Consider the following 24,822-nt stretch of genomic DNA (forward strand, 5'->3'; position numbering starts at 1 on the left):
CGGGAGGGAACGCATCGTCAGGTAGCGTCGCGGCGTCGGTCGTTACCGCGACGGGGATTCCATGACAGCCTTAGCCAACAACAAGACTTCGAAGCGCCGCCTGCTGCTGGCGTCAGATCGAAGCGATCAGAGCAACGAACTGGCCAGCATCCTGCGCTCGGTGGGCGAGGTCGATACCGTTCCGACCTCGGATATTCCCGAGCAGCCGGCTGGCGATCTCTCCGGCATCGTGGTCGACATCAATCTGCGCTCGCCCGAAGCCGTGCAAATGGTCCGCGCCAAGCTGCAGGCCGACGCCTATCGCGAGATGCCGAGGCTGTTCGTGCTGGCGGATGCGATGCATCACGCCTCGATGCAGGCCTGGGCGCTCGGCGCCACCGACACGATCTCGCGGCCGTTCGATGCGCGGGGCATCCTGCAGCGCATCCGCGCCGCGTTTCCCGACAACAGCGGCTATGACGAAACCGACCGCGGCAAGGCGCTCAATCGCGGCGTCGAGGCCGCGCACGGTGTGATGGTCAAGATGTTCGAGCGGATGCGCGCGGGCGAGCCGCTCAGGTTCGAGGACATCGTTGCCGCCGAAAACAAGATCCTCAAGGCGATCAAGCACAACTCGCTGCGTGAATGGCTGACCACGGTCGGCTGCCATCACCAGGAGACCTATCGCCACTGTCTGTTCGTGACCGGCTTTGCGGTGGCGTTCGCGCAGCATCTCGGCATGCGCGACGACGACCAGCGCCGGCTCGCCCGTGCCGCACTGCTGCATGATGTCGGCAAGGCGTTCGTTCCGGTCGCGCTGCTCGACAAGCCCGGCGCTTTCACGGTCGAGGAAATGGCCGAGATGCGCGAACATCCGCGCCGCGGCTACGAGGCGCTGTCGGCGCAGGGCGGCTTCCCGCCGGAAATGCTCGACGTGATCCTGCATCATCACGAATTCCTCGACGGCTCCGGCTATCCGAACGGCCTCAGCGGCAACCAGATCAGCGACATCGTCCGCGTCACCACGATCGTCGATGTCTATGCCGCTCTGGTCGAGAAGCGCGCCTACCGGCTGCAATTCACCCACGCCAAGGCGTTCTCCATGATGGAGGAGATGGGCGGCAAGCTCGACCAGCAATTGCTGCAGGCGTTCCGCCCGGTCGCGTTCGGGCACTACTGAGCCCGCCGTCATTGCTCCGCCACGCCGCGCAATAGCGTGTGTGGCGCGGCGTTTAGCCAATCAACGCAAGTCGTCCTCCTTACCTCCGCCTAGATTCCGGCGATCATCGGCGCGACCGGTGCTTCGGCAGGTGAGGACGATCATGAACACGGCAACGACCGGGGATCTCGATATCCCCGCCAACATCGCGGAAACCCTCGTCGATCCCGTCGCCTATGCCGACGACCGCATCCACGACAGCTATCGCTGGTTGCGCGCCAACAACCCGCTCGGCATCGCGCGGCCTGACCGCTTCGATCCGTTCTGGGTGGTGACCAAGCACGCCCATATCCAGGCGATCAGTCGGCAGAACGAGCTGTTCCACAATGCCGACCGCCCGACCACGCTGACGACGCAGGCGCTCGAGGAGCGGGTGCGCAAGATCACCGGCGGGCCCAATCTGGTGCGCTCGCTGGTGCAGATGGACGCGCCCGACCATCCGAAGTACCGCGCGCTGACCCAGGGCTGGTTCATGCCGGCCAATCTCGGCAAGTTCGAGGGCCGCGTCCGCGAGATCGCGCGCGCCACGGTGCAGCGCATGCTCGACCGCGGCGGTGCCTGCGATTTCGTCGAGGACGTCGCGCTCGGCTATCCCCTGCACGTCATCATGGAGATCCTCGGCGTGCCCGAAGCGGACGAGCCGCGCATGCTCAAGCTGACGCAGGAACTGTTCGGCCCGCAGGATCCCGACACCGCGCGCGTCCGCGAGGCGCTGAGCGCGGAACAGGTCTCGGCGATGTTGCAGGCAATCGTCGCCGACTTCTCCGCCTACTTCCGCAAGATCACCGAAAATCGCCGCCAGAGCCCGCGCGACGATCTTGCCACCGTGATCGCGAATGCGAAGATCGGCGGTGACTACATGCCCGAGCACGATCAGACCAGCTATTACATGATCGTCGCGACTGCGGGCCACGACACCACCTCATCCTCGACCGCGGGCGCGATCTGGGCGCTGGCCAGGGACCCCGCGGAATTTGCCAAGGTGAAGGCCAACCCGGAATTGATCCCGGGCCTGGTCGACGAGGCGATCCGCTGGATGACGCCGGTCAAGCATTTCATGCGCTCGGCCACCGCGGATACCGAGCTCGGAGGCCGCAGAATCGCGAAAGGCGACTGGCTGATGCTGTGCTACGCCTCCGGCAATCGCGACGAGGAGGTGTTCGAGGACCCCGATCGCTTCCGCAGCGACCGCAAGCCCAATCGCCACGTCGCGTTCGGCTATGGCGCGCATCTCTGCCTCGGCCAGTATCTGGCCAAGCTCGAGATGCGCATCCTGTTCGAGGAACTGCTGCCGCACCTGAAATCGCTCAGCCTCGACGGCGAGGTAAAGATGACGCAGGCCTATTTTGTGAACGGCCCGAAGAAGCTGCCGATCCGGTTCGAGGTGAATTGAGCACTTCGCGTCATTGCGAGGAGCGAAGCGACGAAGCAATCCATACTTCAGCGTATGCTGAGGGGTGGATTGCTTCGCTTCGCTCGCAATGACGGCGAGGCAGGGCGCGCCGCCACTACTCCAGCATCTTCCGCAGCTCCGCCTTCGCAACCTTCTCCAGCGTCGAGCGCGGCATCTCGTCGACGAAGCGGATTTCGCGCGGCACCTTGAAGTCGGCGAGCGCGGCGCTGCAGGCGGTCATGACCTTGTCGTGGAGATCGGCAGGCAAGGCCGCGACGCCGGTTTGCGGGATGATGAAGACGACCGGCACCTCGTCCAGCATCGGATGCTTCTTCGCCACGACGGCGGCCTCGCGCACGCCCGGCACCACCGCGATCACTTGCTCGATCTCGGAGGCCGCGACATTCTCGCCGCCAACCTTGAGCATGTCCTTGGAGCGATCGCCGAATTTGATATAGCCGCGCTCCAGCATCGTGACGCGGTCGCCGGTGATGAAATAGCCGTGCTCGTCGAAGCTCTCGCGCGTGGCCTTCTCGTTGTGCAGATATTCAGCGAACAGCGACAGGCCGGGGATGCCCTTGATCAGGAGATTGCCGGTCTCACCGACGCCGGTCGGCGTACCATCATCGTTGGTGATGCGGATTTCATACTCCGGCGCAGCGCGGCCGATCGACATCGGCGGGTTCGGCTGGTCGACCTCGCCGATGATGCCGTGGGTGACGGTCTCGGTCATGCCCCACCAGCCGATGATCTTGATGCCGAACACGGCGAATGCCGGCGGCTCGTTCACGGCGGTGCCCCAGAGTCTGAACTTGTGGTTCTTCGGAACCTCGTGCTCCAGCAGCGCCTTCATGCAGAACGGGATCGTCGAGGTCCAGGTCGAGCCGTGCTCCAGCGCCACCGGCCAGAAGCGGCTCGCCGAGAAGCGCGGCTGGATCACGCAGGTCGCGCCGACCCACAGGCTCGCCAGCATCGAATAGGCCAGCGCGTTGGTGTGGAACAACGGCAGATAGGTCTGGTGCACATCCGTCGCGTGCAGGTCCTGATGGGCGGCGTTGATCTTGGCGCCCCATAGCGCGTTGGCATGCGTCCATAGCACCGCCTTCGGTCGCGACGTGGTGCCGGAAGTGTATTGCACGCTGCACGGTGCGAGCGGATCGATCGGGCGCTTCGGCCGGTCGGCGCTGTCGGCGAACAGCGCGTCAAAGCTGTCGCCGCTCGTGGGCGCCTGTGCCGGCGCCTGCCCCGCATCGTGCGAGGTCACCGCGATCCAGCGCAGCCCCTTGCAGTTGGCTGATATCAGTTCGGCATAGGCCGGCTGGGTGATCGCGGCGACCGCGCCGCAATGGCCGGCAAAATATTCGATCTCGGCCGCAGCCGAGCGGGTGTTGGTGGTGACGGCAATGGCGCCGAGCTCGACACAGGCGAACCACGACATGATCGCCTCGACGCAGTTATCGAGATGGATCAGGACATAGTCGCCCTGCTTGATGCCGCGCCTGGCGAGGCCCGCCGCGAGCGCGCCGACGCGCTCATGGAATTCGCCGTAGTTCCAGCGCCGCGCCGGCGCATCGAACGGCGCCCAGATCAGGAACGGATGATCGCGGCGCACCTCGGCGCGCATCCTGAGCAGCCACGGCACGTCGAGCCCCGCAAACGGTCCGACGATGCCCGGCACTGGCTGTGAAGTCGTCATATGTCCTCCCGCGCAGCCTTGCCGGCCGCCATTGATCTTGGTTGGGAGCAGTTCTGCCATCGGCGTGCGCCGAGAGCAAATCGGGATTTGTAAAGTCATTTTGTGCTGACGTGACGAAGCCAATCCGTTCCGCCGCACGGAACAGGTGGATCTATTCGCGCAGCCTGCGGTCGGGCGCGCATTCGCCCGAATGGTTCGCTCGCAATGACGAACGACAGCTAGCCTGGATCCCTCTCATACGACGAGATCTCGATCAGGCTGCCGTCGGGGTCGCGGCAATAGACCGAGCGCAGCGTGCCGCGCGCGCCCTGCTTGGCGACGGGGCCTTCCTCGATCTTGACGCCATGGGCCTTCAGATGCGCGACCACCGCCTCGGGTGTGCTCGAGGTGAGGAAGCAGAGATCGTCGCTGCCGGCCGCTTCATGATCGGCGGTGAACCAGTCCACCTTGTCGGCGTCGCGCGGCCGCACATTGATCTTCTGGTTGCCGAACACCAGCGAGGTGCGCGGTGTCTTGCCCTTACCGGGGTCGAACACCTTCACCTCCATGCCGAGGATCCTGCTGTACCAGGCAACCGAGCGCACCACATCGGTGACGTTGATCACGAGATGGTCGAGCCCATTCACCTTGACGGACATGATCGATCCTCTTCGGTCCAGAGTCCTAAACAAGAATTCAACGCTTCGGCCTCATGCAGAGCCGGGGCTTAGCCTTTCGTCGCGATCGGTGTCGCACGTGTCGCACTGGCCGCTTCGGACATTGTTTGTTAAAACCGCGCCGCACGCAACGCAACAGAAACGGGCAGGGGTCAAACCCTGCGGGATTGGGAGAGACTTCATGATTTCACGCCGCGCCGCGCTGGGCCTGATCGGGTCGGGGATTTCGACATTCGCGATCGGCCGCGCTTCGGCTGCCGACTATCCGGCGCGACCGGTGCGCTGGATCGTGGGCTATCCGCCGGGCGGCGCCACCGACATCATCGCGCGCCTGATCGGACAGCGGCTGTCCGAGAAGCTCGGCCAGCAGTTCGTGATCGAGAACAAGCCGGGCGCCGGCAACAATATCGGCACCGAAGCTGCGATCAACGCCGAGCCGGACGGCTACACCGTGCTGCTGGTCAATCCCGCGAACTACATCAACGCCTCGCTCTACGCCAATCTGAAGTTCAACTTCGTGCGCGATGTCGCGCCGGTCGCGTCCTTCAACCGCGTGCCGAACGTGATGACCGTCAACAAGGACGTGCCGGCGAAGACCGTCGCCGAGTTCATCGAGTATGTGAAGGCCAACCCCGGCAAGGTGAACATGGCCTCTTCGGGCAACGGCACCTCGGTGCACCTCTCCGGCGAGATGTTCATGTCGATGACCGGCTGCAAGATGCAGCACGTGCCGTATCGCGGCGCCGCGCCTGCGATCACCGACATGCTCGGCGGGCAGGTGCAGGTGATCTTCGACAACATGCCTTCGATCATCCAGCACATCCGCTCCGGTTCGCTGCGCGCGCTCGGCGTGACCGCGACGGAGCGCTCCTCGCAATTGCCGGACGTGCCGGCGATCGCCGAGACCGTGAAGGGCTATGAAGCAAGCGCGCTGTTCGGCATGGGCGCGCCGAAGAACACGCCGAAGGAACTGATCGCCAAGCTCAACACCGAGATCAACGCCGTGCTCGCCGAACCCGACATGAGGAAGCGCCTGGTCGAGCTCGGCGGCGACTCGCTGATCCAGACGCCGGACGCCTTCGGCAACGACATCAAGGCCGAGACCGACAAGTGGAAGAAGGTGGTCGAGTTCGCCGGCCTCAAGGTTGAGTAGTCTCACACTGAACGGGCGGGACGAGTCCGGCCGCGAGCGTGGACTTGTCCTGCACCCGGCTGCAAAAGTTGACCGGCCTTGATGCGGAATAAAGTGGCCTTCAGGAACCATACCGGTTATGCCGCGCTAGATTGACTGCGGCCTCTTGAGAACCGGAGCGGGTGGGATCATGCGCACATCGCGATTGGCAGTGCTGGTGTTGGGAACGATGATGGTTGCCGGTGCGGCCAGCATCGATCGCGCGTCCGCCGATCCCTATGACTACCCGTGGTGCGCACAGGGCCCGAGCCTCGGCTATCCCGGCGAATGCGCCTATCGGACCTATGATCAGTGCCTTGCAAGCGTGTCCGGACGCTTTCTTGCTTGCGGAGAAAATCCGCGCTTCCTGTTTCGCGAGCAGCTCGAGCCGGAGCAGCCTCGATCCTACCGTCATCGGCATCGGCACCACCGGCAGTAGCCCCCGCTGGGAGGGCGCTTCTGCTCTCCTCCTGCGATCGTCCCAACCATCCGGTGTCGTGGCGCCCCGGCATTGACGTGATCGTGAAGCCGGGCGCTTGACGCCGCGCCGTTTGCGTCTATACTAAACCAAATGGTTAAGTATCAGGACGAGACGCTGGACCGCACTTTTGCGGCGCTTGCCGACCCCACCCGCCGCGCGCTTCTGGCGCGGCTCGGCGAGCAGGAAAGCCTGTCGGTGAGCGAGCTGGCGCAGCCATTCGCGATGTCGTTGCCGGCGATCATGAAGCATCTCGACGTGCTCACGGATGCCGGCCTGGTCGCGCGCGAAAAGACCGGCCGCACGGTGGCGTGCCGGCTCACCGCGAGGCCGATGGAGCAGGCGATGAACTGGCTCAATCGCTATGCGCAATTCTGGTCCGACAATCTCGACCGCCTTGCCGCTTTTGTGGAGGAAGACCCATGGCAATCAAATCCGCAGTCGCAGCCGACGCCGGCCTTGCCGCGCGCCCAAGCCTCACCCTCACGCGGCGCCTCCGCGCCCGGCCGGAAAAAGTCTACGCCGCATGGACCGAGCCGGAAAACCTAGTGCAGTGGTTCGGCCCGGGCCAGGTCAAGCCCGGCACGACGCAGGCCGAGCTCGACGTCCGTGTCGGCGGCCGCTACCGGATCAAGTTCACCGGTGCCAACGGCGAATATCACGAGGTCGGCGGCGTCTATCGCGAGGTGGTGCCGAACGAGAGACTGGTGTTCAGCTGGGCCTGGCATTCGACGCCGGAACGCGAGTCCGAAGTGACCGTGTCGATCAAGCCCGACGCCGGCGGCACATTGCTCACCTTCCATCACGCGCAGTTCGTCGACGAGACCGCGCGCGACAACCACCAGCGCGGCTGGACGGAATTCCTCGGCAATCTGGCACAGTACGTCGACGCCTGAACCGCAAAGGAGCATCTCATGCAACAGCACAAGATCGTCTCGCGCGAAGAATGGATCGCAGCCCGCAAGGCATTGATGGCCGGCGAGAAGGAGCTCACCCAGGCCCGCGAAGCGTTGAGCCGGCAGCGCCGCGAACTGCCGTGGGTGAAAGTCGACCAGGACTATGTGTTCGACGGACCTGACGGCAAGGTGACGCTCGGCGATCTCTTCAAGGGCAGGCCGCAGCTCGTGGTGCAGCACGTGATGTTCGCGCCGGAGTGGGACGCAGCCTGCAAGAGCTGCTCGTTCTGGGTCGACGGCTTCGAGCGCATGGTTCCGCATCTGGCCGCGCGCGACACCACGATGGTCGCGGTCTCGCGGGCGCCGGTGGCAAAGCTCGAGGCCTTCAAGCAGCGGATGGGCTGGACCTTCGACTGGGTGTCCTCGGGGGCCAACGACTTCAACTACGATTACGGTGTGTCGTTCACGCAAGAGCAGATCGATGCGGGCGACGCGAAGTACAATTATGGAACGACCCCGCTCTATGGTCCCGAACTGCCCGGCATCAGCGTGTTCTTCCGCGACGACAAGGGGAGCGTGTTCCACACTTACTCGACCTTCGCGCGCGGCCTCGACATGATGAATGCGGCCTATCACTATCTCGACCTGACGCCGCTCGGCCGTCACGAGGAGGGGTTGCCCTATCCGATGGATTGGGTGCGGCTACGTGACCAGTACCAACCGGCGCCGGTTAAGGCATCCTGCTGTCACTCCTGATCGTCATTGCGAGCGAGGCGAAGCAATCCATCGCGCCGCAAGCGTCGAGATGGATTGCTTCGTCGCTTTGCTCCTCGCAATGAAGGCGGAACCAAACAGCAGGAAACGCCCATGCCCTACGTCGATGGTTTCGTCGTCGCTGTGCCGAAGAAGAAACTCAAGGCCTATGCGCAGCTCTCCAGGAAGGCCGGCAAGGTCTGGCGCGAACACGGTGCGCTGGATTATCGCGAATGGGTTGCTGACGACGTCAAGCCGGGCAAGCTGACCTCGTTTCCGCAGAGTGTGAAACTGAAGGCCGGCGAAACCGTCGTGTTCGCCTGGATCACCTACAAGTCGCGCGCCCAGCGCGACAGGATCAACGCCAAGGTGATGGCCGACCCCCGCCTGGCGTCGTCGATGGATCCGAAGACGGCGCCGTTCGACGTCAAGCGCATGATCTATGGCGGCTTTGCGAGTCTGGTGAAGGTCTGAGGCGGCACGCTTTCGCCGCAATCCGCGCAGTAACCGGCCGTTAAACATCATGGTCGGTACGCCGCGCGATGCCGCTTGCGTTTACTTGGCAATCCCGTATACTTTGTATTACAAAGTGCGGGCAAAACATGCGCGACCTCGACAAGGCTCTGGCCGATATTCTCGCGATCCGCAGCCAGATTGCGGCCGGCACCGCGTTCCGCGGCTACGGTCCGGCGACGGTCGCCGCCACCAGCGGCATCGCGCTGGTCACGGCGCTTGCGCAATATCTCTGGCTCGATGATCCGACTCATCATCCGATCTTGTTCCTCGCGGGCTGGGCCGCAGCCGCGTTGCTCTCTGCGGTCTTGATCTGGCTCGAGATGCAGGCGCGCTCGCGGCGGCATCATTCGGGCCTTGCGGATGCGATGGTCCAGCAGGCGATCGAGCAGTTCGTTCCCGCTGTTATCGCCGGCGTGCTGCTCGCGATCCTGCAATGGAAATTCGCGCCCGAGACGCTGTGGATGCTGCCCGGCCTGTGGCAGGTGCTGGTCAGCCTCGGCGTGTTCGCCTCTGTCCGGCTGCTGCCGCGCACGATCGCGCTCGGCGGCGCCTGGTATTTCCTGTCGGGCTTCACGGTGCTGGTGATCGCAAGCCAGAGCCACGCGCTGTCGCCCTGGACCATGGGCCTGCCATTCGCGATCGGCCAGTTGCTGCTCGCAGCACTGTTGTATGTCGCTTCCGGAGGCAATGATGTCGAAGATTGACCTGACCACCGCGCCATTCGCCTATGATGGCCTCGACCGCGTCATCCACGAGAAGGCACGGCTCGGCCTGTTGACCTCGCTGATGGCGCATCCGAAGGGGCTCGCCTTCGCCGATCTCAAGCAGCTCTGCGGCCTGACCGACGGCAATCTCAGCCGGCATCTGCAGGTGCTGCAGGAGGCCGGACTCGTCGACGTCATCAAGGGCTATGAAGGCAATCGCCCGCACACCACCTGCCGTTTGACCAAGAGCGGCCGCCGCCGTTTCCTCGATTATCTCGCCGTGCTCGAGCAGCTGGTGCGCGACGCGGCCAGCGCCGCCGGCAAGGACGAAGGCAGGTCTGGCCGTCTTGGTATCCAGCCGATTTGATCATCCCATTTTTTGTCCGGAGACTTTGTGATGCAAAGTAACGTCGCGCTCAAGCCGGAGGTAGCCGGACGGCTCCATGTCGGCATCATCATGGACGGCAACGGCCGCTGGGCGACACGGCGCGGCCTGTCGCGCCTGCGCGGACATGAGGCGGGCGTCGAGGCGATCCGCCGCATCGTCGAGGCCGCACCGGACCAGGGCGTCGGCACGCTGACGCTCTACGCGTTCTCGAGCGACAATTGGCGCCGCCCGAAGGCCGAAGTCACGGCGCTGATGGGGCTGCTGCGGTTCTATCTCGCCAACGAGATCGCAGCCCTGGTGCGCAACGGCGTTCGTCTCACCGTGATCGGCCGCCGCGACCGGCTGCCCGACGGCATCGCCGCCGCGATCACGCGCGCCGAGGCCGAGACCGCCGACGGCACCACGCTGCATCTGCGCATCGCGATCGACTATTCGGCGCGCGACGCCATCCTGAACGCCGCCGCGCGCGTGGCCGGCGCAGGCCCGCTGAGCCGCGAGGCCTTTGCCGATCTCATCACCGGCGAGGCCGGCCTGCGCGATGTCGACCTGATCATCCGCACCTCGGGCGAGAAGCGGCTGTCGGACTTCCTGCTCTGGGAAGGCGCCTATGCCGAGCTGCATTTCACCGAGCGGATGTGGCCCGAATTCGATGCCGACGATCTCGCCGACGCGCTCTCTTCGTTCCATCGCCGCGAGCGCCGCTTCGGCGGGCTGACCGCGATCGCAGCGGCGGAGATGCCGAACCTCTAGCGCGTCAAGCCGCGCCAACTGCTTTCTTCTCAAAGCCCGGCCGGGGGGTTGGGCTCTCCTTACACAAGATGCGGGGACGAACGATCACGCCAACCAAAGCGGGAGCGATCATCCATGCGCATACTTCTCATCAACGTGCCGCATCCGGCGATCGGCAGCCGGATTCCCGACGATCATTTGCCGCCGCTCGGCTTGCTGTCGATCGGCGGTCCCCTGATCGATGACGGCCACCAGGTTCGTCTCCTCGACGCCGAGTTCGGCCCGATGCCGATCGCCGCCATCCTGGCGGAAGCGTCGCGATTTTCGCCGGATGCGGTCTTGTTCGGTCATTCCGGCTCGACCTCGGGCCATCCGGTCATCGCCGAAGTCGCGCAGGCGATCGTCAGGGCCGTGCCCGGGGCGCTGATCGTCTACGGCGGTGTGTTCCCGACCTATCACTGGCGCGAGATTCTGCGCGAGGAGCCCTACGTCACCGCGATCGTGCGCGGCGAGGGCGAGGAGACCGCGCGCCGCCTGATGCGGGCGCTGGAATATGGCGGCGATCTTGGCGGCATCGATGGCATCGCATTCCGCGACGATGATGAGCCGCGCGCCACGCGGCCCGCGCCTGTCATCCGCGATCTCGATGCCTATCGCGTCGGCTGGGAGTTGATCGATCATGCGCACTACAGCTACTGGGGCGGGCTGCGCGCCGTCGTGGTGCAGTTCTCGCGCGGCTGTCCGCATCTCTGCAATTATTGCGGCCAGCGCGGCTTCTGGACGCGATGGCGGCACCGCGATCCCGTGCGGTTCGCGAGGGAGCTTGCACGGCTCCATCGCGAGCACGGCGTCAAGGTGATCAATTTCGCCGACGAGAATCCCACCGTCTCGAAGAAGGCCTGGCGGACCTTCCTCGACACCCTGATCGCGGAGAATGTTGATTTGATCCTGGTCGGCTCGACCCGCGCCGACGACATCGTCCGCGATGCCGACATCCTGCATCTCTACAAGAAGGCGGGCTGGCAGCGCTTCCTGCTCGGCATGGAGAACACCGACGAGAAGACGTTGGAGCTGATCCGCAAGGGCGCGACCACCACGATTGATCGCGAGGCCATCCGCCTGATGCGTCAACACGGCATCCTGTCGATGGCGACCTGGGTGGTCGGCTTCGAGGAGGAGACCGATCGCGATCACTGGCGCGGCCTGCGGCAGCTGCTGTCCTACGATCCCGATCAGATCCAGATGCTCTACGTCACGCCGCATCGCTGGACGCCGTATTTCCGTCTCGCGGCAGAACGGCGCGTCATCCAGACCGATCGCAGGTTCTGGGACTACAAGCATCAGGTGTTGTCGACACGGCACATGCCGCCGTGGCGCGTGCTGCTGTGGTCCAAGTTCACCGAGATGGTGCTGCAGTGCCGCCCGAAAGCCTTGCTCCGCGTGCTGCTGCATCGCGACGCCGGACTTCGTCATGCCATGCGCTGGTACACGCAAATGGGGCGCCGGGTCTGGCCGCACGAGATTCTCGGCTTCCTGCGCGCCCGCAGGTTGAAGCACGGGCCGACCGCGCGGGAATTTTGGGGCGCGCCCCAGGATATGGAAGAGGAATCGATGTCGTCGCAGCGGCCCGAGCGCCGCGTCGGCACATCACGCGCAGCGTAAATCGATACCGTCATGCCGTCTCTGGATAACTGGCGCTGATGACTGGACGCCTGAGTCATCAGCGCGATAATTTCCAGATCGGCTGCGCAGAACAAAAAGAACCGTGGCGGTCGAGGCGTCGAGTTGAGCATACAGGTTGCGATCTTAAAAATATTGGCCAGTCACGTCAGCGGCAGAGCCACGCTCGATTCACTCAAGCATGACCTCGCCATCCTCTCATCGAGCGGCGAGGATTGGCATGTGCGGATCAAGCGCCTCGCATCGCGGGTTCCCGAACTCGACATCTTTAGCAACGGCTACGTGCTGCGTGACGCCGAAGGCTGGGAGATCACAGCGGCCGGTCGGGAGTTTCTGCGCGCGCTGGAGGCCGTCACCCAAGACAATCTACCGCCTGAGCCATTGGCCGAGGCCGCGATCCGCGAAGAAGGCAAGCTGATCGTGGTCGGTCACCGCTTCAGGAACAGGGCACGGCCACAGCGTAACCCGGCGCCGAGCGCATCGGTGCGCCGCCGGCCGTTCCGCGAGCCGCGTTGAACCTCATAGCCCTGCGCGCGACCTAACTTCGGGACATGGCTCTGGAGGTCGCAAATGACTGCTTTGGCTCAATCGATCGCACGCGCGTTTCCGGCCAATTCGCTTCGGAGCAGCATCGCCCGGCATGTCCTGCTGTTCGGCTTCGCGGTCCTGTTCGTCGCGGTGCTCAGGGCGAGCTATGGCCTCGATCTCAGCGCGGGCTTCTTCTGACTTTTTCCGGCGGCACGTCATATTGGATTAACCGGACCGGGATAGCTAAGCGCACGCTTCCCTTGCATCTCGAACCCGGGTCGATCTTCCATGGACAAGCCGATGCGCTGCCGGTGCGGCAGGACGCGCACCATTGTGCTCGACAAGCATTTCCGGACCGCGCTGGTTTGCCCCAAATGCGATGAGATCGAGCTGGCCGGGCCGGCCAAGCCGGAGGAACGGGTGTTGACCGCACGATAGCGCGGTCGTTTTCGGCGCCGAAACACGCTAGGTTCCGTCTGACGAAACGGTTCAAAGCGAAACCCGATGCCGCATCCTTCCGATCCTACCGCCGTAACTCCTGCTGACGTCACTCTTGCCGACGTGCGCCGTGCCGCCGACGTGATCCGGGATTCGGTCATGGTCACGGCGTGCAACGAGAGCCGTACGCTGGGCGAGATCTGCGGCTGCCGCCTGTTCCTCAAATTCGAGAACCTGCAGTTCACCTCGACCTTCAAGGAGCGCGGTGCGCTGAACCGGCTGCAGGCGCTGACCCCCGAGGAGCGCAAGCGCGGGGTGATCGCGATGTCGGCCGGCAATCACGCCCAGGGCGTGGCCTATCACGCCAAGCGGCTCGGCATCCCCGCCACCATCGTGATGCCAATTGGCACGCCGATGGTGAAGATCGAGAACACCAGGCGGCACGGTGCCGAGGTCATCATCACCGGGCAGACGCTGGAAGAATGCTTCGCGTTCGTCAGCGCGCATGCCGCAGAGCGCGGCCTGATCCTGATCCATCCCTATGACGATCCGCTGATCATTGCCGGACAGGGCACGATCGGACTCGAGATGCTCGCGGCGGTGCCGGAGCTCGATATCCTGGTGGTGCCGATCGGCGGCGGCGGGCTGATCTCGGGCATCGCCACGGCCGCGAAGGCGATCAAGCCGTCGGTGCAAATCGTCGGTGTGCAGGCGCAGCTCTATCCGTCGATGTACAATGCCGTCAAAGGCGAGCAGCTGCCGATGCGCGGCGACACGCTCGCCGAGGGCATCGCCGTCAAGGCGCCCGGGCAGATCACCACCAGAATCGTCCGCGAGCTCGTCGACGACATCGTCCTGGTCAGCGAGGACCAGATCGAGCGCGCGGTCGCAACCCTGATCTCGATCGAGAAGACGGTGGTCGAGGGCGCCGGCGCCGCCGGCCTCGCGGCGGTGCTTGCGGCACCCGGCCGCTTTGCCGGCCGCAATGTCGGCCTCGTGCTCACCGGCGGCAATATCGACACCAGGCTGATCGCCTCGGTCCTGACCCGCGAGCTGGCGCGCGAGGGGCGGCTGACCCAGCTGGCGCTCGACATCGTCGACCGGCCCGGACAGCTCGCGGCAGTGTCGATCCTGCTCGCGGATGCCGGCGCCAACATCATCGAGGTCTCGCATCAGCGCACCTTCTCCGACCTGCCGGCGAAGGCGACGCTGCTCGAGCTCGTGATCGAAACCCGCGACCGCGCCCATCTGGAAGAGGTGTTGGCCAGGCTCGGCGCTGAAGGATTTGCGGTGCGGGAGAGCTAGCAATGCTGCTCCTATCCGCGAGTCAAAGCATCTGACCCGTCATCCTGAGGTGCGAGCTCTTGCGAGCCTCGAAGGATGCACGGCCCGGCTGGTGGCCGATTCATCCTTCGAGGCTCGCGGAAGTGGCTCGCACCTCAGGATGACGGGGTTGGGTTCTCGGACTGGGCTCAATCCTCGCCCGCCGCCAGCTCCGCGAGCTTCGCGATCGTGTTGAGGTTGCGCGCGGTGCCGTTGGCGGCGGCGGGGATCTTCAGCTTCGAGCGGCCCATGCCGCTGCCATAGGCGACATAGATCTCGCGCTTGCCAAGCCGCATCTGCTCATCCTGCTGGCCCTTGACGTCCTTCAGGGCATCCTTGGGCGGCGGCTCGTCGAGGAAGATCGCGACCGTCGTGTTCGGCGGCGCTTTCGGAAACGGATTGGCTTTCAGCACCGCGGCGATCTCGTCCGTGCTCCGCACTGCGACGCCGACCGGCTTGCCGGCATAGGCGTGCAGCCGCTTCTCCAGCGCGGCCTTGACCTTGGGCGCGCCAAGCTTCGAGGAGAACACGACATTGCCGCTGGCGATATAGGTCTGCACGTCGACAAATCCCGCGTCGGCGCACATCGCCTTCAACTCGGTCATCGGCAGCTTGCCGGTGCCGCCGACATTGACCGCGCGCAACAAGGCGACATAACGCGGCATCACGGCCTCACGTCAGCAGCAGCGCCATGCCCGGATCGCCCTTCTGCATCGCGCGCTGATAGGCCGGGCGCGCGGCGATGCGGCCGAGATAATTCCTGATGTTGGGGCAGCGGCCGAGGTCGTAGGGCAGGAAATAGCGCATCGTCGTCAGCGAAAAGCCGATCATGATATCGGCCGTGGTGAACGCCTCGCCCGCGAGATATGTGGCGTCGCGGACGCGTGCCTCGATCAGATCGAACGAGCGGTCGACCCGCGCCCGGGTCGCGACCAGCACCGGATTGTCGGCCGCGAGGTTGAGCCGGTTGAGGATCATGCTGCGGCCCATCTGCGCCTGCAGCGTGCCGTTGGCGAAGTGAAACCAGTACAGGAACTGCGCGAAGTCGGGATGGTCCGATGTCAGCGTCAGCCGTCCATTGCCATACCTGCCGACGATATACTCGACGACCGCACCGGATTCGGCCAGCACCAGTTCGCCGTCGGTGATGACAGGCGCGGCGCCGATCGGATGCAGCGCCTTGTAGTCGGCCGGCGCCAGCATCGTGACCGGATCGCGTGTGGTGCACCTCAGCTCGTAGGGGATCTCCAGCTCCTCGCACAGCCAGACGATCCGCTCCGATTGCGACTTGCCGAGATGGTGAACGGTGAGCATGCGCGCTCCTCATGCATTTTCGAGCGAAGTGGATACCGGTTCGCGTGAAGAAAATGCGTCAAAACAACAATCGAGAGCCCCGCTCCGATCCAATCGGAACGGAAGAGGCTCACGCGTCCTCTTTCTTCTTCGCAGCCTTCTTGGCCGGCGGCGGCTCTTCCATCGCCTTCTTCATGGCGCGGGCATAGGCGTCGGCGGCGTTCTCTGCCGAATTCTGCAACCGCTTGGCGGTCGCGGTCGCGTTCAGGATCGTGCTCTTGGCCAGGAAGCGGAAGTGCGCCTTGGTCTCCTTGTCCTTGGCCTTGGCGGCGCGCGCGACCCAGACGGCCTGGCGCTTCTTGGCAGCCGCCATCACGGCCTTGGTCTGCGCTCTTGCGGTTTGCCGGATGACGGCGTCGAGGTCGGCTTCGGCCATTCAGATACACTCATTGACTGGACGTGCGCCGGGGCGGGCGCACGGTGGGAGGAGGGGGAGGTATCACTAGCGCAACCCGCGCCGTTTGAACATGCGGTCCTTTGCGATGCCCCCGATGCCTCGGAGCGCAGCGGCAAGCGGCCGGCCGTGCTTGTCCTGCACGGCTCGCGCGGCTTCGAACTCAGGCCGCAGGCCTATGAGCGTTATACCAAAGCGCTGACGGCAGACGGCATCGACGCTTATTTCGTTCGTTACTACACCCCGGCCGACGAGCAGGCATTCAGGACACTGACCATGCGCGAAACCCGCGAGGCCTACGAGACCGGGCGCTTCGATGCCTGGGCCGCGCGCGTCTCGTCGGTGCTGTCAGCGGTGCTGTCGGGCTCGGACAGTTCCGGCCGGATCGGACTGCTCGGCTTTTCGCTTGGCGGCTACGTTGCTGCGGCCACGGCGGCCCGCGACGAGCGGGTGTCTGCGCTCGCCGTGCTGTATGGCGGCATGCCGGACAAGAGCGCGCCGCAGGTCAAGCATCTCCCGCCGATGATCGAGCTGCACGGCGAGGCCGACCGCAATGTACCGCTTGCCAGCGGCGAGGCGTTGGTCCGGCTCGGCAAGTCGGTCGGCGCCGCGGCGGCGATGGTCCGATATCCGGGCAAGGCGCACGGCTTCGACTTCGCGGACAATGATCCAATGACCGCCGATGCGGTTAACCGTGTTGCCGGTTTCTTCCAGGCTCGTCTGAGCGCGGCTTGAGTCTCAGCCGGCAGGCGAACCCGGCGGCACCTTGGCGCCGGCGAGCAGTCCAGCCAATTCCACCTGTCGGCCGAGCCCGGTCTTCGCCAGCACGGCCTTGAGCTGGTTGCGCACCGTTTCGCGGGAGATGCCGAATGCGACGGCGATGGCCTCGACGGTGCGTCCCTCGCCGATGCCGCGCGCGACGCGCGCCTCAGCGGGCGTCAGGTCGAACAGGCCTTGCAGCACTTCGGCGGTCGGCACCTCCGATGGCACCACCGGCGTCACGATCACGATCGCCAGCGCGCGGTCGAACAGATCGCGCGCGGTGCCCTGGATCGGAACCAGGTGCACGATCAGCGGCGGGCGATCGTCTTGTGCCGCGATCGGTACCGAGCGGACCTCGACGCCGACGAGGCCCTGATCGAGCGCGGCCAGCGCCTGGGCGAACAGCACATCGGCGGTAGCTGCCGCCAGCGTCAGGCGATCGGTGCGATCCTGCATCACGTTGGGCACCAGGCGGTCGAACAGCGTGTTGGCCGCCATCAGACGGCCGCCGCGCCTCAGCACCGCCGCGGGCAGTCCAAGCATCGCCAGCGACTCGGTTGCCGCCCTGGCGCGCTCCATTCCAAGCCGGGCCGACAGCAGCGCCGCGCGCGCCAGATGCGGGCGCAGCGCGTCGAGCTGCTCGATGGCTTCCCGCTCGATCGGTCCGTGCTGGTATTCGCGCTCGACGCTGTAGATCAGCACGTCGCCGCTCGGCACCGGGATCGCGGTACCGGCGCCCCATCCGAGCCCGCGCGGGCGGAAGAACTCTCGGATCTGGAAATCCTGCTGCACGTCCTCGGGCGTATCGAACACGTCGATGTCGCGCAGGAAGCCGGCATGGTTGGCCGCCAGCAGGCGCGGCAACCGCCCGTTGCGCTCGTGCCAGCCGCCTTCGACATAAGCAACCGTGTCGTCGTGCATGTCGGGGGATGCGACCCAGCGGACGTCCTGCGGGGCTGCCGTCAGCAGCACGATACCGCGCGCCCGCGCGATCGCGCCGACCTGATGCAGCACATTCGGCCAAAGCTCGGGGACGACCGCGGCCTCATAAGCCAGTTCAATCAGATGCTCGTGCAGGTCGTTCGCCATCCGCCATTCCAGGAAATACTGCTGCCCAATAGATAAACCCATCGACCTCGAAAGTATTGCGTAAAGCAATTCAGCCCGAGCCACGAGTCCGGGCTATACCGGTGCGCGTCAGCGGCGCATCACGGGAATTACGGCGTCTCGCCGGGCTCGTTCGCGTTTTTCGCGCGGGCGCGGAGGGCCTCGCCCGCTTGGCTGCGACACGGCGCGCGGCGGCCAGCGCGGCCTGCGCCCAGACGACGAGTTCGTCGGGCTCATCAAACAGCCGTTCCGGCACCCGCCAGAATGCGAGATCGATGGTCGCGCCCTGCTTGACGTAGTTGAGCGGCGGGCTCGTCGCCGCCTCCGGAAGGTCTCACGGTTCTGATCGCCGACCCGCACGTAGAATGTCTTGTCGGTGACCATCCCGAGCATCACGCCGTCGCAAAACACGCCGGTCTTGCCGAACATGCGCCGCATCGTGATCCGACCCGAGGTCACCGAGGTCAAGCCCAAGATGTGGGGATCAAGACCCGATGATCATCGCCGGGTGTGGCGAAATTGAACCCGCGTGACAGTCAGACATATTTCCGAAGCGTCTCGAAATGTATTCGGATGAATTGGTGCGGCGCGAGGCCTGTAAGCGTCACACGTTTGCAACGCTGCCTGCGATCTTTCGACCATGGACATCCTTTAATTTGTATCCACGCGACTTGTCGCGCCTGCTAGGCGGCGATCCGTGACATGCAGTCGAGCCATCGCCGGCTCGGGGAGGGCCGATGATCAGCCGCAGGGCGCTTTCCGGATTGTTGATGACGCTGGTCGGGCCCTCATCGGTCACCGGCAACACGCTGACGCTGAGTCACTGCCAGGGATCATGCGCGAATGTCGATCTGCCGGCGCTGGGCTACGATACCTTCTGCCGGTCGTTCTTCGATATCGCGACGCGAGGAAAGCTGCGCGCGGTCGCGACCGGCCCCGACATCCGAAGGGAGATGCGGTCGCTGCTCCGGGAGCGGCGGCTGTATCGGCCATCGCACGACGAGATCCGGGTTCTCTGGCGCGGCACGGCGGATGGATTCTCGGTCGTGAAGGTCGAGTTCGATCTGGAATGCGGCGTGCCGGTGCGCGGATGTCTCGGGATTCCCGACGGCGCGTTCAAGGGATTGATCCTGCTCGGCCACGGCATGGCGAGCACGCCGGAGCGGTGCTTCGATGATGCCGACAAGGACTACATGAACGCGCTCGGCAAGCAGCTTTGCCAGGACGGCTATGTCGTGTGGTGTCCCTACATCGTCCAGATCGGAAATCAGGAAAGCCAGAACAACATCGCCGCGATGCTGGCATCCCATGGCGTCTCCGCGCACAACGTGTCGTGTGCATCGATCGACGCCGGCGAAACCGTCTGCCGGAAGCTGACCGGCGCGTCCGGTCTGAATGTCGGCGTCTATGGGGTGTCCTCGGGCGCCTTTCTCGCGCTGCACCTGGAAGCGGCCACGGGGCGGATGCGGCCGACCGTCGCCTCCGGATATATGCGTGACGAGAAGAAGTTTCTGACGTCGTCCGCCATCAGCAAGAACCTCGGCATCGAACTTGCGGCCTACATTCATTTTGCCAACAGCCGCGCCAAGTATACCGGCGCGGAGCTCGCGTATCTGATCTGTCCATGTCCGTTGTTCGTCGAGATTGGCAGCCGCGATGCTGCAAACGCGATCGATCTCGGGCGGGATGAGAAGTTCGCGGAAATGCAGGCCGTCTATAGATCATCGGCCCATCCGCATCTGATCGACATGGACGTCTTCGACGGCGTGCACGAGGCGAGCGGCAAGGGCGCAAGGCCATGGCTATACAGCCATCTGGCGTCGCCGGCCTATCAAGAGACGTCGCGTTTGAAGAATGCGATCGCGTTGTGAGGCACGGCCGCCACTCTCGCAGCGATACGCCGTCGGGTCGGCACCGCCTGCAGGCTCCCACGCCTGACTTCAATCGGGTCACGCCTTCGCGCATCACATTGATGAGAGCTTTCGGCGGCCGCGGCGTGCCGCGAGGCGGACGGCATGATTGCAATCGCCGTGGCATCGCAGCGTCTCGACGTTTCTCCAAGCTACCTGTTGTCGGAATCAGCGAAGCGGGGCCATCGGGTTACAGGATTGTCGGATTGGCCGCGTTATGATCTCCTGCAATGCACCTTGCCTATCTTGACCTTCCCGGTCTGAGGGAACTCGACGTCATATCCGTCTCGTAGAGCTTGTTGGTAGCCGAAGGTTTGGACAGCATGAGTGGTACGGAACGAATGCTCGGTGGATTGGCAGGGCTTCTGGTATCGGCGGGATTGGCGGCTGTCGGGATTTCGGCGGCCCATGCTCAGGCGGGACCGCCCGGCCCTCCTGCGGTGGGCGTGTTTGAGGCGGTGAAGCGGCCGGTGACCGAAACCAGTGAATTCCTGGGACGCATCGAGGCCCCCAACCGCGTCAACGTGGTGGCGCGCGTCACCGCGTTCCTAGAGAAGCGGAACTTCGTCGAGGGCTCCGAGGTCAAGGCCGGCGACCTGCTGTATCAACTCGAGCGCGGCCCGTTCGAGGCCGACTTGGCATCGAAGAAGGCGCAGGTCGCCCAGTTGCAGGCGACGCTGGTCAACGCCAAGCTGACCACCGACCGCGCCAAATCGCTGCTCGGCGGACCAGCCGGCCAGCAATCGAGCGTCGACGCCGCAGTCGCCAATCAACAGAGCCTAGAGGCACAGGTGCAGGCCGCTCAGGCGCAGGTCGACCTGTCCCAGATCAATCTCGACTACACCCAGATCCATTCGCCGATCGACGGCAGGATCGGACGCACCGCAGTCACCGAGGGCAACGTCGTGACGCCAAGCTCGGGAATCCTGACGACCATCGTCAGCCAGGACCCGATGTATGTCACGTTCCCGGTGCCGGTGCGCGAGGCGCTCGATCTGCGCGAACGCTATGCGACGCGCGGTGGCTTCAAGGCCGTGGTCATCCGGGTGCGCCTGCCCGACGGCCGGCTCTACGACAAGGTCGGCGAGCTGAACTTCGTCAACAACACCATCGCGCAGAACACCGACACCATCTCCTTGCGCGGTACCATCCCCAACCCGTCGACGTACACGTCCGTCGCAGCCGGTGGCGCGGTCCGCGAGCTGACCGACAATGAGTTCGTGACCGTGCTGCTGGAAGGCGTGCAGCCGGTCGAGGTGCTGGCGATCCCGCGCTCGGCAGTGCTGTCGGACCAGCAGGGCGAATATGTCTACGTCGTCGGCGCGGACAACAAGGCCGAGCAAAAGCGGATCCAGCTTGGCCAATCGACATCGACGATTGCCGCGGTGACGAGCGGCCTCGCGCTCGGCGACAAGGTGATCGTCGAGGGATTGCAGAAGGTCAGGCCGGGCGAGGTGGTTGCGCCTGGGCCCGCCAGCGCGCTGATCCAGTCGAGCATGAAGGTTTCTGCGGACGGCGGCGCCAGCAGCACGCCGAAATCGACGGGCAATAACCCATGATTTCCGCTGTCTTCGTCGATCGTCCGCGGCTCGCGATCGTCATCGCGTTCGTGATCACGATCGCGGGCGCGCTGGCGCTGATGCAAATCCCTGTCGCCCAGTTCCCGGACATCGTGCCGCCGCAGGTCACGGTCTCGGCCGTGTTCCCCGGCGCTTCGGCCGAAGTCGTCGAATCGAGCGTCGCCCAGCCGCTGGAAGCGCAGGTCGTCGGCGTCGACAAGATGCTCTACATGAAGTCGACCAGCGGCAATGACGGCAGCTATACGCTGACGGTCTCGTTCGCGCTCGGCACCGACCCCGATATCAACACCGTCAACGTCAACAACCGGGTGCAGAGCGCGCTCGCGCAATTGCCGACCGAGGTGCAGGCGCAGGGCCTGACCGTGCAGAAGAAATCCTCGGCGGTGCTGCAGTTCATCGTGCTGTACAGCAAGAGCGGCGAGCAGGACCCGCTGTTCATCACCAACTACGCCATCATCAACGTGCTGGACGCAATCTCGCGCACGCCCGGCGTCGGACAGGCCTCGCTGTTCGCCAAGCTGAACTATTCGATGCGGATCTGGTTCGACACCCAGCGCCTGACCAGCCTCAATTTGGCGCCGTCGGACGTGATTGCCGCGATCCGTGCCCAGAGCGTGCAGGCGCCGGTCGGCCGCATCGGCGCGCGTCCGATCAGCAACGACCAGCAATTCCAGTTCAACGTGCAGACCCAGGGCCGCCTGACGACATCCAAGCAGTTCGGCGACATCGTGCTGCGGGCCAATCCGGACGGATCGGTGCTGCGGATCAGGGATGTCGCCCGCGTCGAAATCGGCGCGCAGAACATGGATTCGGAATCGCGGATCGACGGCAATCCCGGTGTGCCGATGGGCATCTATCTCGCACCCGGCGCCAACGCCGTCACCACGGCCAAGGCCGTGCAGGCCACGCTTGCGAAGTTGTCGGAGCGGTTCCCGCCGGGGCTGACCTACCTCGTGCAGTACGACTCCACGACCTTCGTCTCCGATACGATCAAGGAAGTGATGAAGACGCTCGGCGAAGCCTTCGTGCTGGTCGTGATTGTGGTGTTCCTGTTCCTCGGCAATCTGCGCGCCACCGTGATCCCGGCGGTCGCGGTTCCGGTCAGCCTGATCGGCGCCTTCGCGGTGCTGCTGGCGCTCGGCTATTCCGCGAACACCGTCTCGCTGCTGGCGATGGTGCTCGCGATCGGCATCGTGGTCGATGACGCCATCGTCGTGGTCGAGAACGTCGAACGCGTCATGGAGGAGGAGCCGGAGCTGTCGCCGGCGGACGCCACCAAGAAGGCGATGGCGCAGATCACGGCGCCGATCATCGCGATCTCGCTGGTGCTGCTCTCGGTGTTCGTGCCGATCGCGTTCATTCCCGGCATATCCGGTACGCTGTTCCGCCAGTTCGCGGTGACGATCAGCGCCGCGATGGTGATCTCGGCGCTGAATGCGCTGACGCTGTCGCCGGCGCTATGTGCCGTGTTCCTGCGTCACGGCGGGCCGCGCCGTGGCATCATGGGACGGGTGCTCGGCGGCATCGACTGGGTGCGCGACCGCTATGCCGGCGTGGTGCAGCGACTGGTCCGCGTGGCGGTGTTGTCGCTAGTTGCGGTGCTGGTGTTTGCCGGCGCGGTGTTCGGCGTGTCGAAGATCACGCCGACCGGCTTCCTGCCCGAGGAGGACCAGGGCGCCTTCTTCATCGCGGTGCAATTGCCTGACGGCGCGTCGGTGGCGCGCACCAGCGAGGTGACCAAGCAGGTCGAAGCGATCCTGAAGAAGAACCCGGCGGTCGACCATGTGCTGTCGATCATCGGCTTCTCGCTGCTCGACGGCGCCAGCGAACCTAACTCGACATTCATGGTGGCGCGCATGAAGCCGTTCGCCGATCGCAAGGCCGTCACCGACTCGGTGCAGGCTGCGATCCGGCAGACCTTCATCGCGGGATCGCAAATCCGTTCGGCCTCGGTGCTGCCGTTCAACCTGCCGCCGATCATCGGGCTCTCGACCTCCGGCGGCTTCGAATATCAGCTCGAGGCGCTGGAAGGGCAGGATCCGGCTGCCCTCAGCAGCGTGATGGGCGGGTTGATCGGCGCCGCGAACGGCAATCCAAATCTGGCCCGCGTGTTCTCGACCTTCACCGCGACCAACCCATCGGTCTATCTCGATATCGACCGCGCCAAGGCGCAGGCGCTCGGTCTCAACATGGCCGACGTGTTCACCGCGCTGCAGGCCACGCTCGGCGGCATCTACGTCAACAATTTCAACCTGTTTGGCCGTACCTGGCAGGTCAACGTGCAGGGCGATGCGGCCGACCGCGGCGACATCCCCGACATCTGGCAGATCTATGTGCGCAACACCGGCGGCGAGATGGTGCCGATCCGCTCGATCGCAAGCTTGCGGATCGTCACCGGCCCGCAGGTGATCACGCGCTACAACAATTATCGCTCGGTCACGGTGAACGGCAGCCCGGCGGCGGGCGTGTCCTCGGGCACCGCGATTGCGACGATGGCCGACCTGTCCAAGACGACGCTGCCTTCAGGCTATTCCTATGAATGGACCGGCACGGCCTATCAGGAGCAAGCGGCCTCCGGCCAGACCGGCATCATCCTCGCGCTCGCGGTGCTGTTTGCCTATCTGTTCCTGGTGGCGCTGTATGAGAGCTGGACGATCCCGATTCCCGTGCTGCTGTCGGTCACGGTCGGCGTGCTGGGTTCCTATCTCGGCATCAAGCTCGCGGGCCTCAATCTCGATCTCTACGGCCAGATCGGCCTCGTGGTGCTGATCGCGCTCGCCGCCAAGAACGGCATCCTGATCGTCGAATTCGCCAAGGAGCAGCGCGAGGCCGGCAGGCCGATCGCGGAGGCCGCGACGATGGGCGCGCAGATGCGCTTCCGCGCGGTCATGATGACCTCGATCGCCTTCATCCTCGGCCTGATGCCGCTGGTGGTCGCGACCGGCGCGGCGGAAATCAGCCGCCGTGCGGTCGGCACCGCGGTGTTCGGCGGCATGCTGGCCGCGAGCTCGATCGGCATCTTCCTGGTGCCGATGCTGTTTGTCACCTTCCAGGGCTGGCGCGAGGGTGTAAAGAACCGGTTTGGTAGTCGGGGCAAGGCGGAACAGCCGGCGTCGCATTAGCGCATGACTCGGAAGGATCATGCGTGAACAACGAGCTAATCTGCGAT

At 64.8% G+C, this 24,822-nt stretch carries 27 protein-coding genes; 20 read left to right on the plus strand and 7 right to left on the minus strand.

The genetic code is table 11. From position 1 onward, the window contains the following. Positions 1-61: 61 nt before the first annotated feature. The gene (locus tag AC066Y_RS32415) at positions 62-1,159 is read left to right on the plus strand and encodes an HD domain-containing protein (RefSeq protein WP_478277422.1); all 1,098 of its coding nucleotides are present in this window, start codon (positions 62-64) and stop codon (positions 1,157-1,159) included. 142 nt (positions 1,160-1,301) lie between these two features. Continuing rightward, positions 1,302-2,591 (plus strand): cytochrome P450, encoded by a 1,290-nt coding sequence (locus AC066Y_RS32420; RefSeq protein WP_478277423.1) that lies wholly within the window; start codon positions 1,302-1,304, stop codon positions 2,589-2,591. Between the two features lie 115 nt (positions 2,592-2,706). On the opposite strand, the gene AC066Y_RS32425 is transcribed toward AC066Y_RS32420, so the two are convergent. Together AC066Y_RS32425 and AC066Y_RS32430 are read right to left on the minus strand one after the other, a co-directional pair. Next, complete coding sequence (locus AC066Y_RS32425; protein WP_478277424.1) at positions 2,707-4,287, minus strand: AMP-binding protein; 1,581 nt, start codon at positions 4,285-4,287, stop codon at positions 2,707-2,709. 218 nt (positions 4,288-4,505) lie between these two features. Further along, positions 4,506-4,925: a VOC family protein gene (locus AC066Y_RS32430; protein WP_478277425.1), complete on the minus strand. Its 420-nt coding sequence runs from the start codon at positions 4,923-4,925 to the stop codon at positions 4,506-4,508. A gap of 199 nt (positions 4,926-5,124) precedes the next feature. Between AC066Y_RS32430 and AC066Y_RS32435 the strand changes: the two genes are divergently transcribed. From AC066Y_RS32435 to AC066Y_RS32500, 14 genes are all read left to right on the plus strand, one after another. Next, a complete protein-coding gene (locus AC066Y_RS32435) occupies positions 5,125-6,096 on the plus strand; it encodes a Bug family tripartite tricarboxylate transporter substrate binding protein (protein ID WP_478277426.1) in 972 nt (323 codons plus the stop codon). 169 nt (positions 6,097-6,265) lie between these two features. Continuing rightward, positions 6,266-6,553: a DUF3551 domain-containing protein gene (locus AC066Y_RS32440; protein WP_478277427.1), complete on the plus strand. Its 288-nt coding sequence runs from the start codon at positions 6,266-6,268 to the stop codon at positions 6,551-6,553. Between the two features lie 132 nt (positions 6,554-6,685). Further along, on the plus strand, positions 6,686-7,141 hold the full coding sequence (locus tag AC066Y_RS32445; protein ID WP_478277428.1) for an ArsR/SmtB family transcription factor: 456 nt from the start codon (positions 6,686-6,688) through the stop codon (positions 7,139-7,141). After that, positions 7,141-7,488 carry an SRPBCC family protein gene (locus AC066Y_RS32450; RefSeq protein WP_478277429.1) on the plus strand — a complete coding sequence of 116 codons (348 nt, stop codon included), beginning with the start codon at positions 7,141-7,143 and terminating at the stop codon, positions 7,486-7,488. The genes AC066Y_RS32445 and AC066Y_RS32450 overlap by 1 nt, the downstream gene beginning before the upstream one ends. Before the next feature lie 18 nt (positions 7,489-7,506). After that, positions 7,507-8,244 (plus strand): DUF899 domain-containing protein, encoded by a 738-nt coding sequence (locus AC066Y_RS32455; RefSeq protein WP_478277430.1) that lies wholly within the window; start codon positions 7,507-7,509, stop codon positions 8,242-8,244. Positions 8,245-8,355: 111 nt separating this feature from the next. Continuing rightward, the gene (locus AC066Y_RS32460) at positions 8,356-8,715 is read left to right on the plus strand and encodes a DUF1428 domain-containing protein (protein ID WP_478277431.1); all 360 of its coding nucleotides are present in this window, start codon (positions 8,356-8,358) and stop codon (positions 8,713-8,715) included. A 128-nt stretch (positions 8,716-8,843) separates the two neighbouring features. Beyond that, the gene (locus AC066Y_RS32465; RefSeq protein ID WP_478277432.1) at positions 8,844-9,461 is read left to right on the plus strand and encodes a hypothetical protein; all 618 of its coding nucleotides are present in this window, start codon (positions 8,844-8,846) and stop codon (positions 9,459-9,461) included. Further along, positions 9,448-9,828, plus strand: coding sequence for a transcriptional regulator (locus tag AC066Y_RS32470; protein WP_456719882.1), 381 nt, complete (start codon positions 9,448-9,450; stop codon positions 9,826-9,828). Before AC066Y_RS32465 ends, AC066Y_RS32470 begins: the two co-directional genes overlap by 14 nt. 30 nt (positions 9,829-9,858) lie before the next feature. Next, a complete protein-coding gene (locus AC066Y_RS32475; RefSeq protein ID WP_478277433.1) occupies positions 9,859-10,599 on the plus strand; it encodes a di-trans,poly-cis-decaprenylcistransferase in 741 nt (246 codons plus the stop codon). A gap of 114 nt (positions 10,600-10,713) precedes the next feature. Continuing rightward, positions 10,714-12,240: a magnesium-protoporphyrin IX monomethyl ester anaerobic oxidative cyclase gene (bchE, locus tag AC066Y_RS32480; RefSeq protein ID WP_478277434.1), complete on the plus strand. Its 1,527-nt coding sequence runs from the start codon at positions 10,714-10,716 to the stop codon at positions 12,238-12,240. Between the two features lie 240 nt (positions 12,241-12,480). Then, a complete protein-coding gene (locus tag AC066Y_RS32485) occupies positions 12,481-12,774 on the plus strand; it encodes an aminoacyl-tRNA deacylase (RefSeq protein ID WP_478277435.1) in 294 nt (97 codons plus the stop codon). A 54-nt stretch (positions 12,775-12,828) separates the two neighbouring features. Further along, complete coding sequence (locus AC066Y_RS32490) at positions 12,829-12,984, plus strand: response regulator (protein ID WP_224924154.1); 156 nt, start codon at positions 12,829-12,831, stop codon at positions 12,982-12,984. 90 nt (positions 12,985-13,074) lie between these two features. Then, positions 13,075-13,224, plus strand: a complete 150-nt coding sequence (locus AC066Y_RS32495) for a hypothetical protein (protein ID WP_207834385.1) — start codon at positions 13,075-13,077, stop codon at positions 13,222-13,224. Positions 13,225-13,290: 66 nt separating this feature from the next. Continuing rightward, positions 13,291-14,529, plus strand: a complete 1,239-nt coding sequence (locus AC066Y_RS32500) for a threonine ammonia-lyase (RefSeq protein ID WP_478277436.1) — start codon at positions 13,291-13,293, stop codon at positions 14,527-14,529. A gap of 167 nt (positions 14,530-14,696) precedes the next feature. Here AC066Y_RS32500 and AC066Y_RS32505 read toward each other — a convergent pair whose 3' ends face one another. The 3 genes from AC066Y_RS32505 to AC066Y_RS32515 form a co-directional block, all read right to left on the minus strand. After that, positions 14,697-15,212 carry a DUF1697 domain-containing protein gene (locus AC066Y_RS32505; protein WP_478277437.1) on the minus strand — a complete coding sequence of 172 codons (516 nt, stop codon included), beginning with the start codon at positions 15,210-15,212 and terminating at the stop codon, positions 14,697-14,699. 7 nt (positions 15,213-15,219) lie between these two features. After that, positions 15,220-15,861 carry a glutathione S-transferase family protein gene (locus AC066Y_RS32510; protein ID WP_478277438.1) on the minus strand — a complete coding sequence of 214 codons (642 nt, stop codon included), beginning with the start codon at positions 15,859-15,861 and terminating at the stop codon, positions 15,220-15,222. Between the two features lie 109 nt (positions 15,862-15,970). Further along, entirely contained in the window at positions 15,971-16,276 is a 306-nt protein-coding gene (locus tag AC066Y_RS32515) for a hypothetical protein (protein ID WP_478277439.1), read from the minus strand. Between AC066Y_RS32515 and AC066Y_RS32520 the strand changes: the two genes are divergently transcribed. Beyond that, entirely contained in the window at positions 16,241-17,029 is a 789-nt protein-coding gene (locus AC066Y_RS32520) for a dienelactone hydrolase family protein (RefSeq protein WP_478277440.1), read from the plus strand. The two genes, AC066Y_RS32515 and AC066Y_RS32520, sit on opposite strands and share 36 nt — an antisense overlap. Before the next feature lie 3 nt (positions 17,030-17,032). On the opposite strand, the gene AC066Y_RS32525 is transcribed toward AC066Y_RS32520, so the two are convergent. Then, positions 17,033-18,187 (minus strand): helix-turn-helix transcriptional regulator, encoded by a 1,155-nt coding sequence (locus AC066Y_RS32525; RefSeq protein WP_478277441.1) that lies wholly within the window; start codon positions 18,185-18,187, stop codon positions 17,033-17,035. A 66-nt stretch (positions 18,188-18,253) separates the two neighbouring features. Beyond that, positions 18,254-18,601 carry a TfoX/Sxy family protein gene (locus AC066Y_RS32530; RefSeq protein WP_478277504.1) on the minus strand — a complete coding sequence of 116 codons (348 nt, stop codon included), beginning with the start codon at positions 18,599-18,601 and terminating at the stop codon, positions 18,254-18,256. A gap of 299 nt (positions 18,602-18,900) precedes the next feature. Here AC066Y_RS32530 and AC066Y_RS32535 point away from each other — a divergent pair, with 299 nt between their 5' ends. The 3 genes from AC066Y_RS32535 to AC066Y_RS32545 all read left to right on the plus strand — a co-directional run bounded on the left by AC066Y_RS32535 (position 18,901) and on the right by AC066Y_RS32545 (position 24,775). Then, complete coding sequence (locus tag AC066Y_RS32535) at positions 18,901-20,034, plus strand: hypothetical protein (protein ID WP_478277442.1); 1,134 nt, start codon at positions 18,901-18,903, stop codon at positions 20,032-20,034. Between the two features lie 479 nt (positions 20,035-20,513). Further along, entirely contained in the window at positions 20,514-21,632 is a 1,119-nt protein-coding gene (locus AC066Y_RS32540) for an efflux RND transporter periplasmic adaptor subunit (RefSeq protein WP_478277505.1), read from the plus strand. Further along, positions 21,629-24,775: an efflux RND transporter permease subunit gene (locus AC066Y_RS32545; protein ID WP_478277443.1), complete on the plus strand. Its 3,147-nt coding sequence runs from the start codon at positions 21,629-21,631 to the stop codon at positions 24,773-24,775. The genes AC066Y_RS32540 and AC066Y_RS32545 overlap by 4 nt, the downstream gene beginning before the upstream one ends. The last annotated feature ends 47 nt before the right edge of the window (positions 24,776-24,822 follow it).

The organism is Bradyrhizobium sp. USDA3010, from assembly GCF_056429065.1.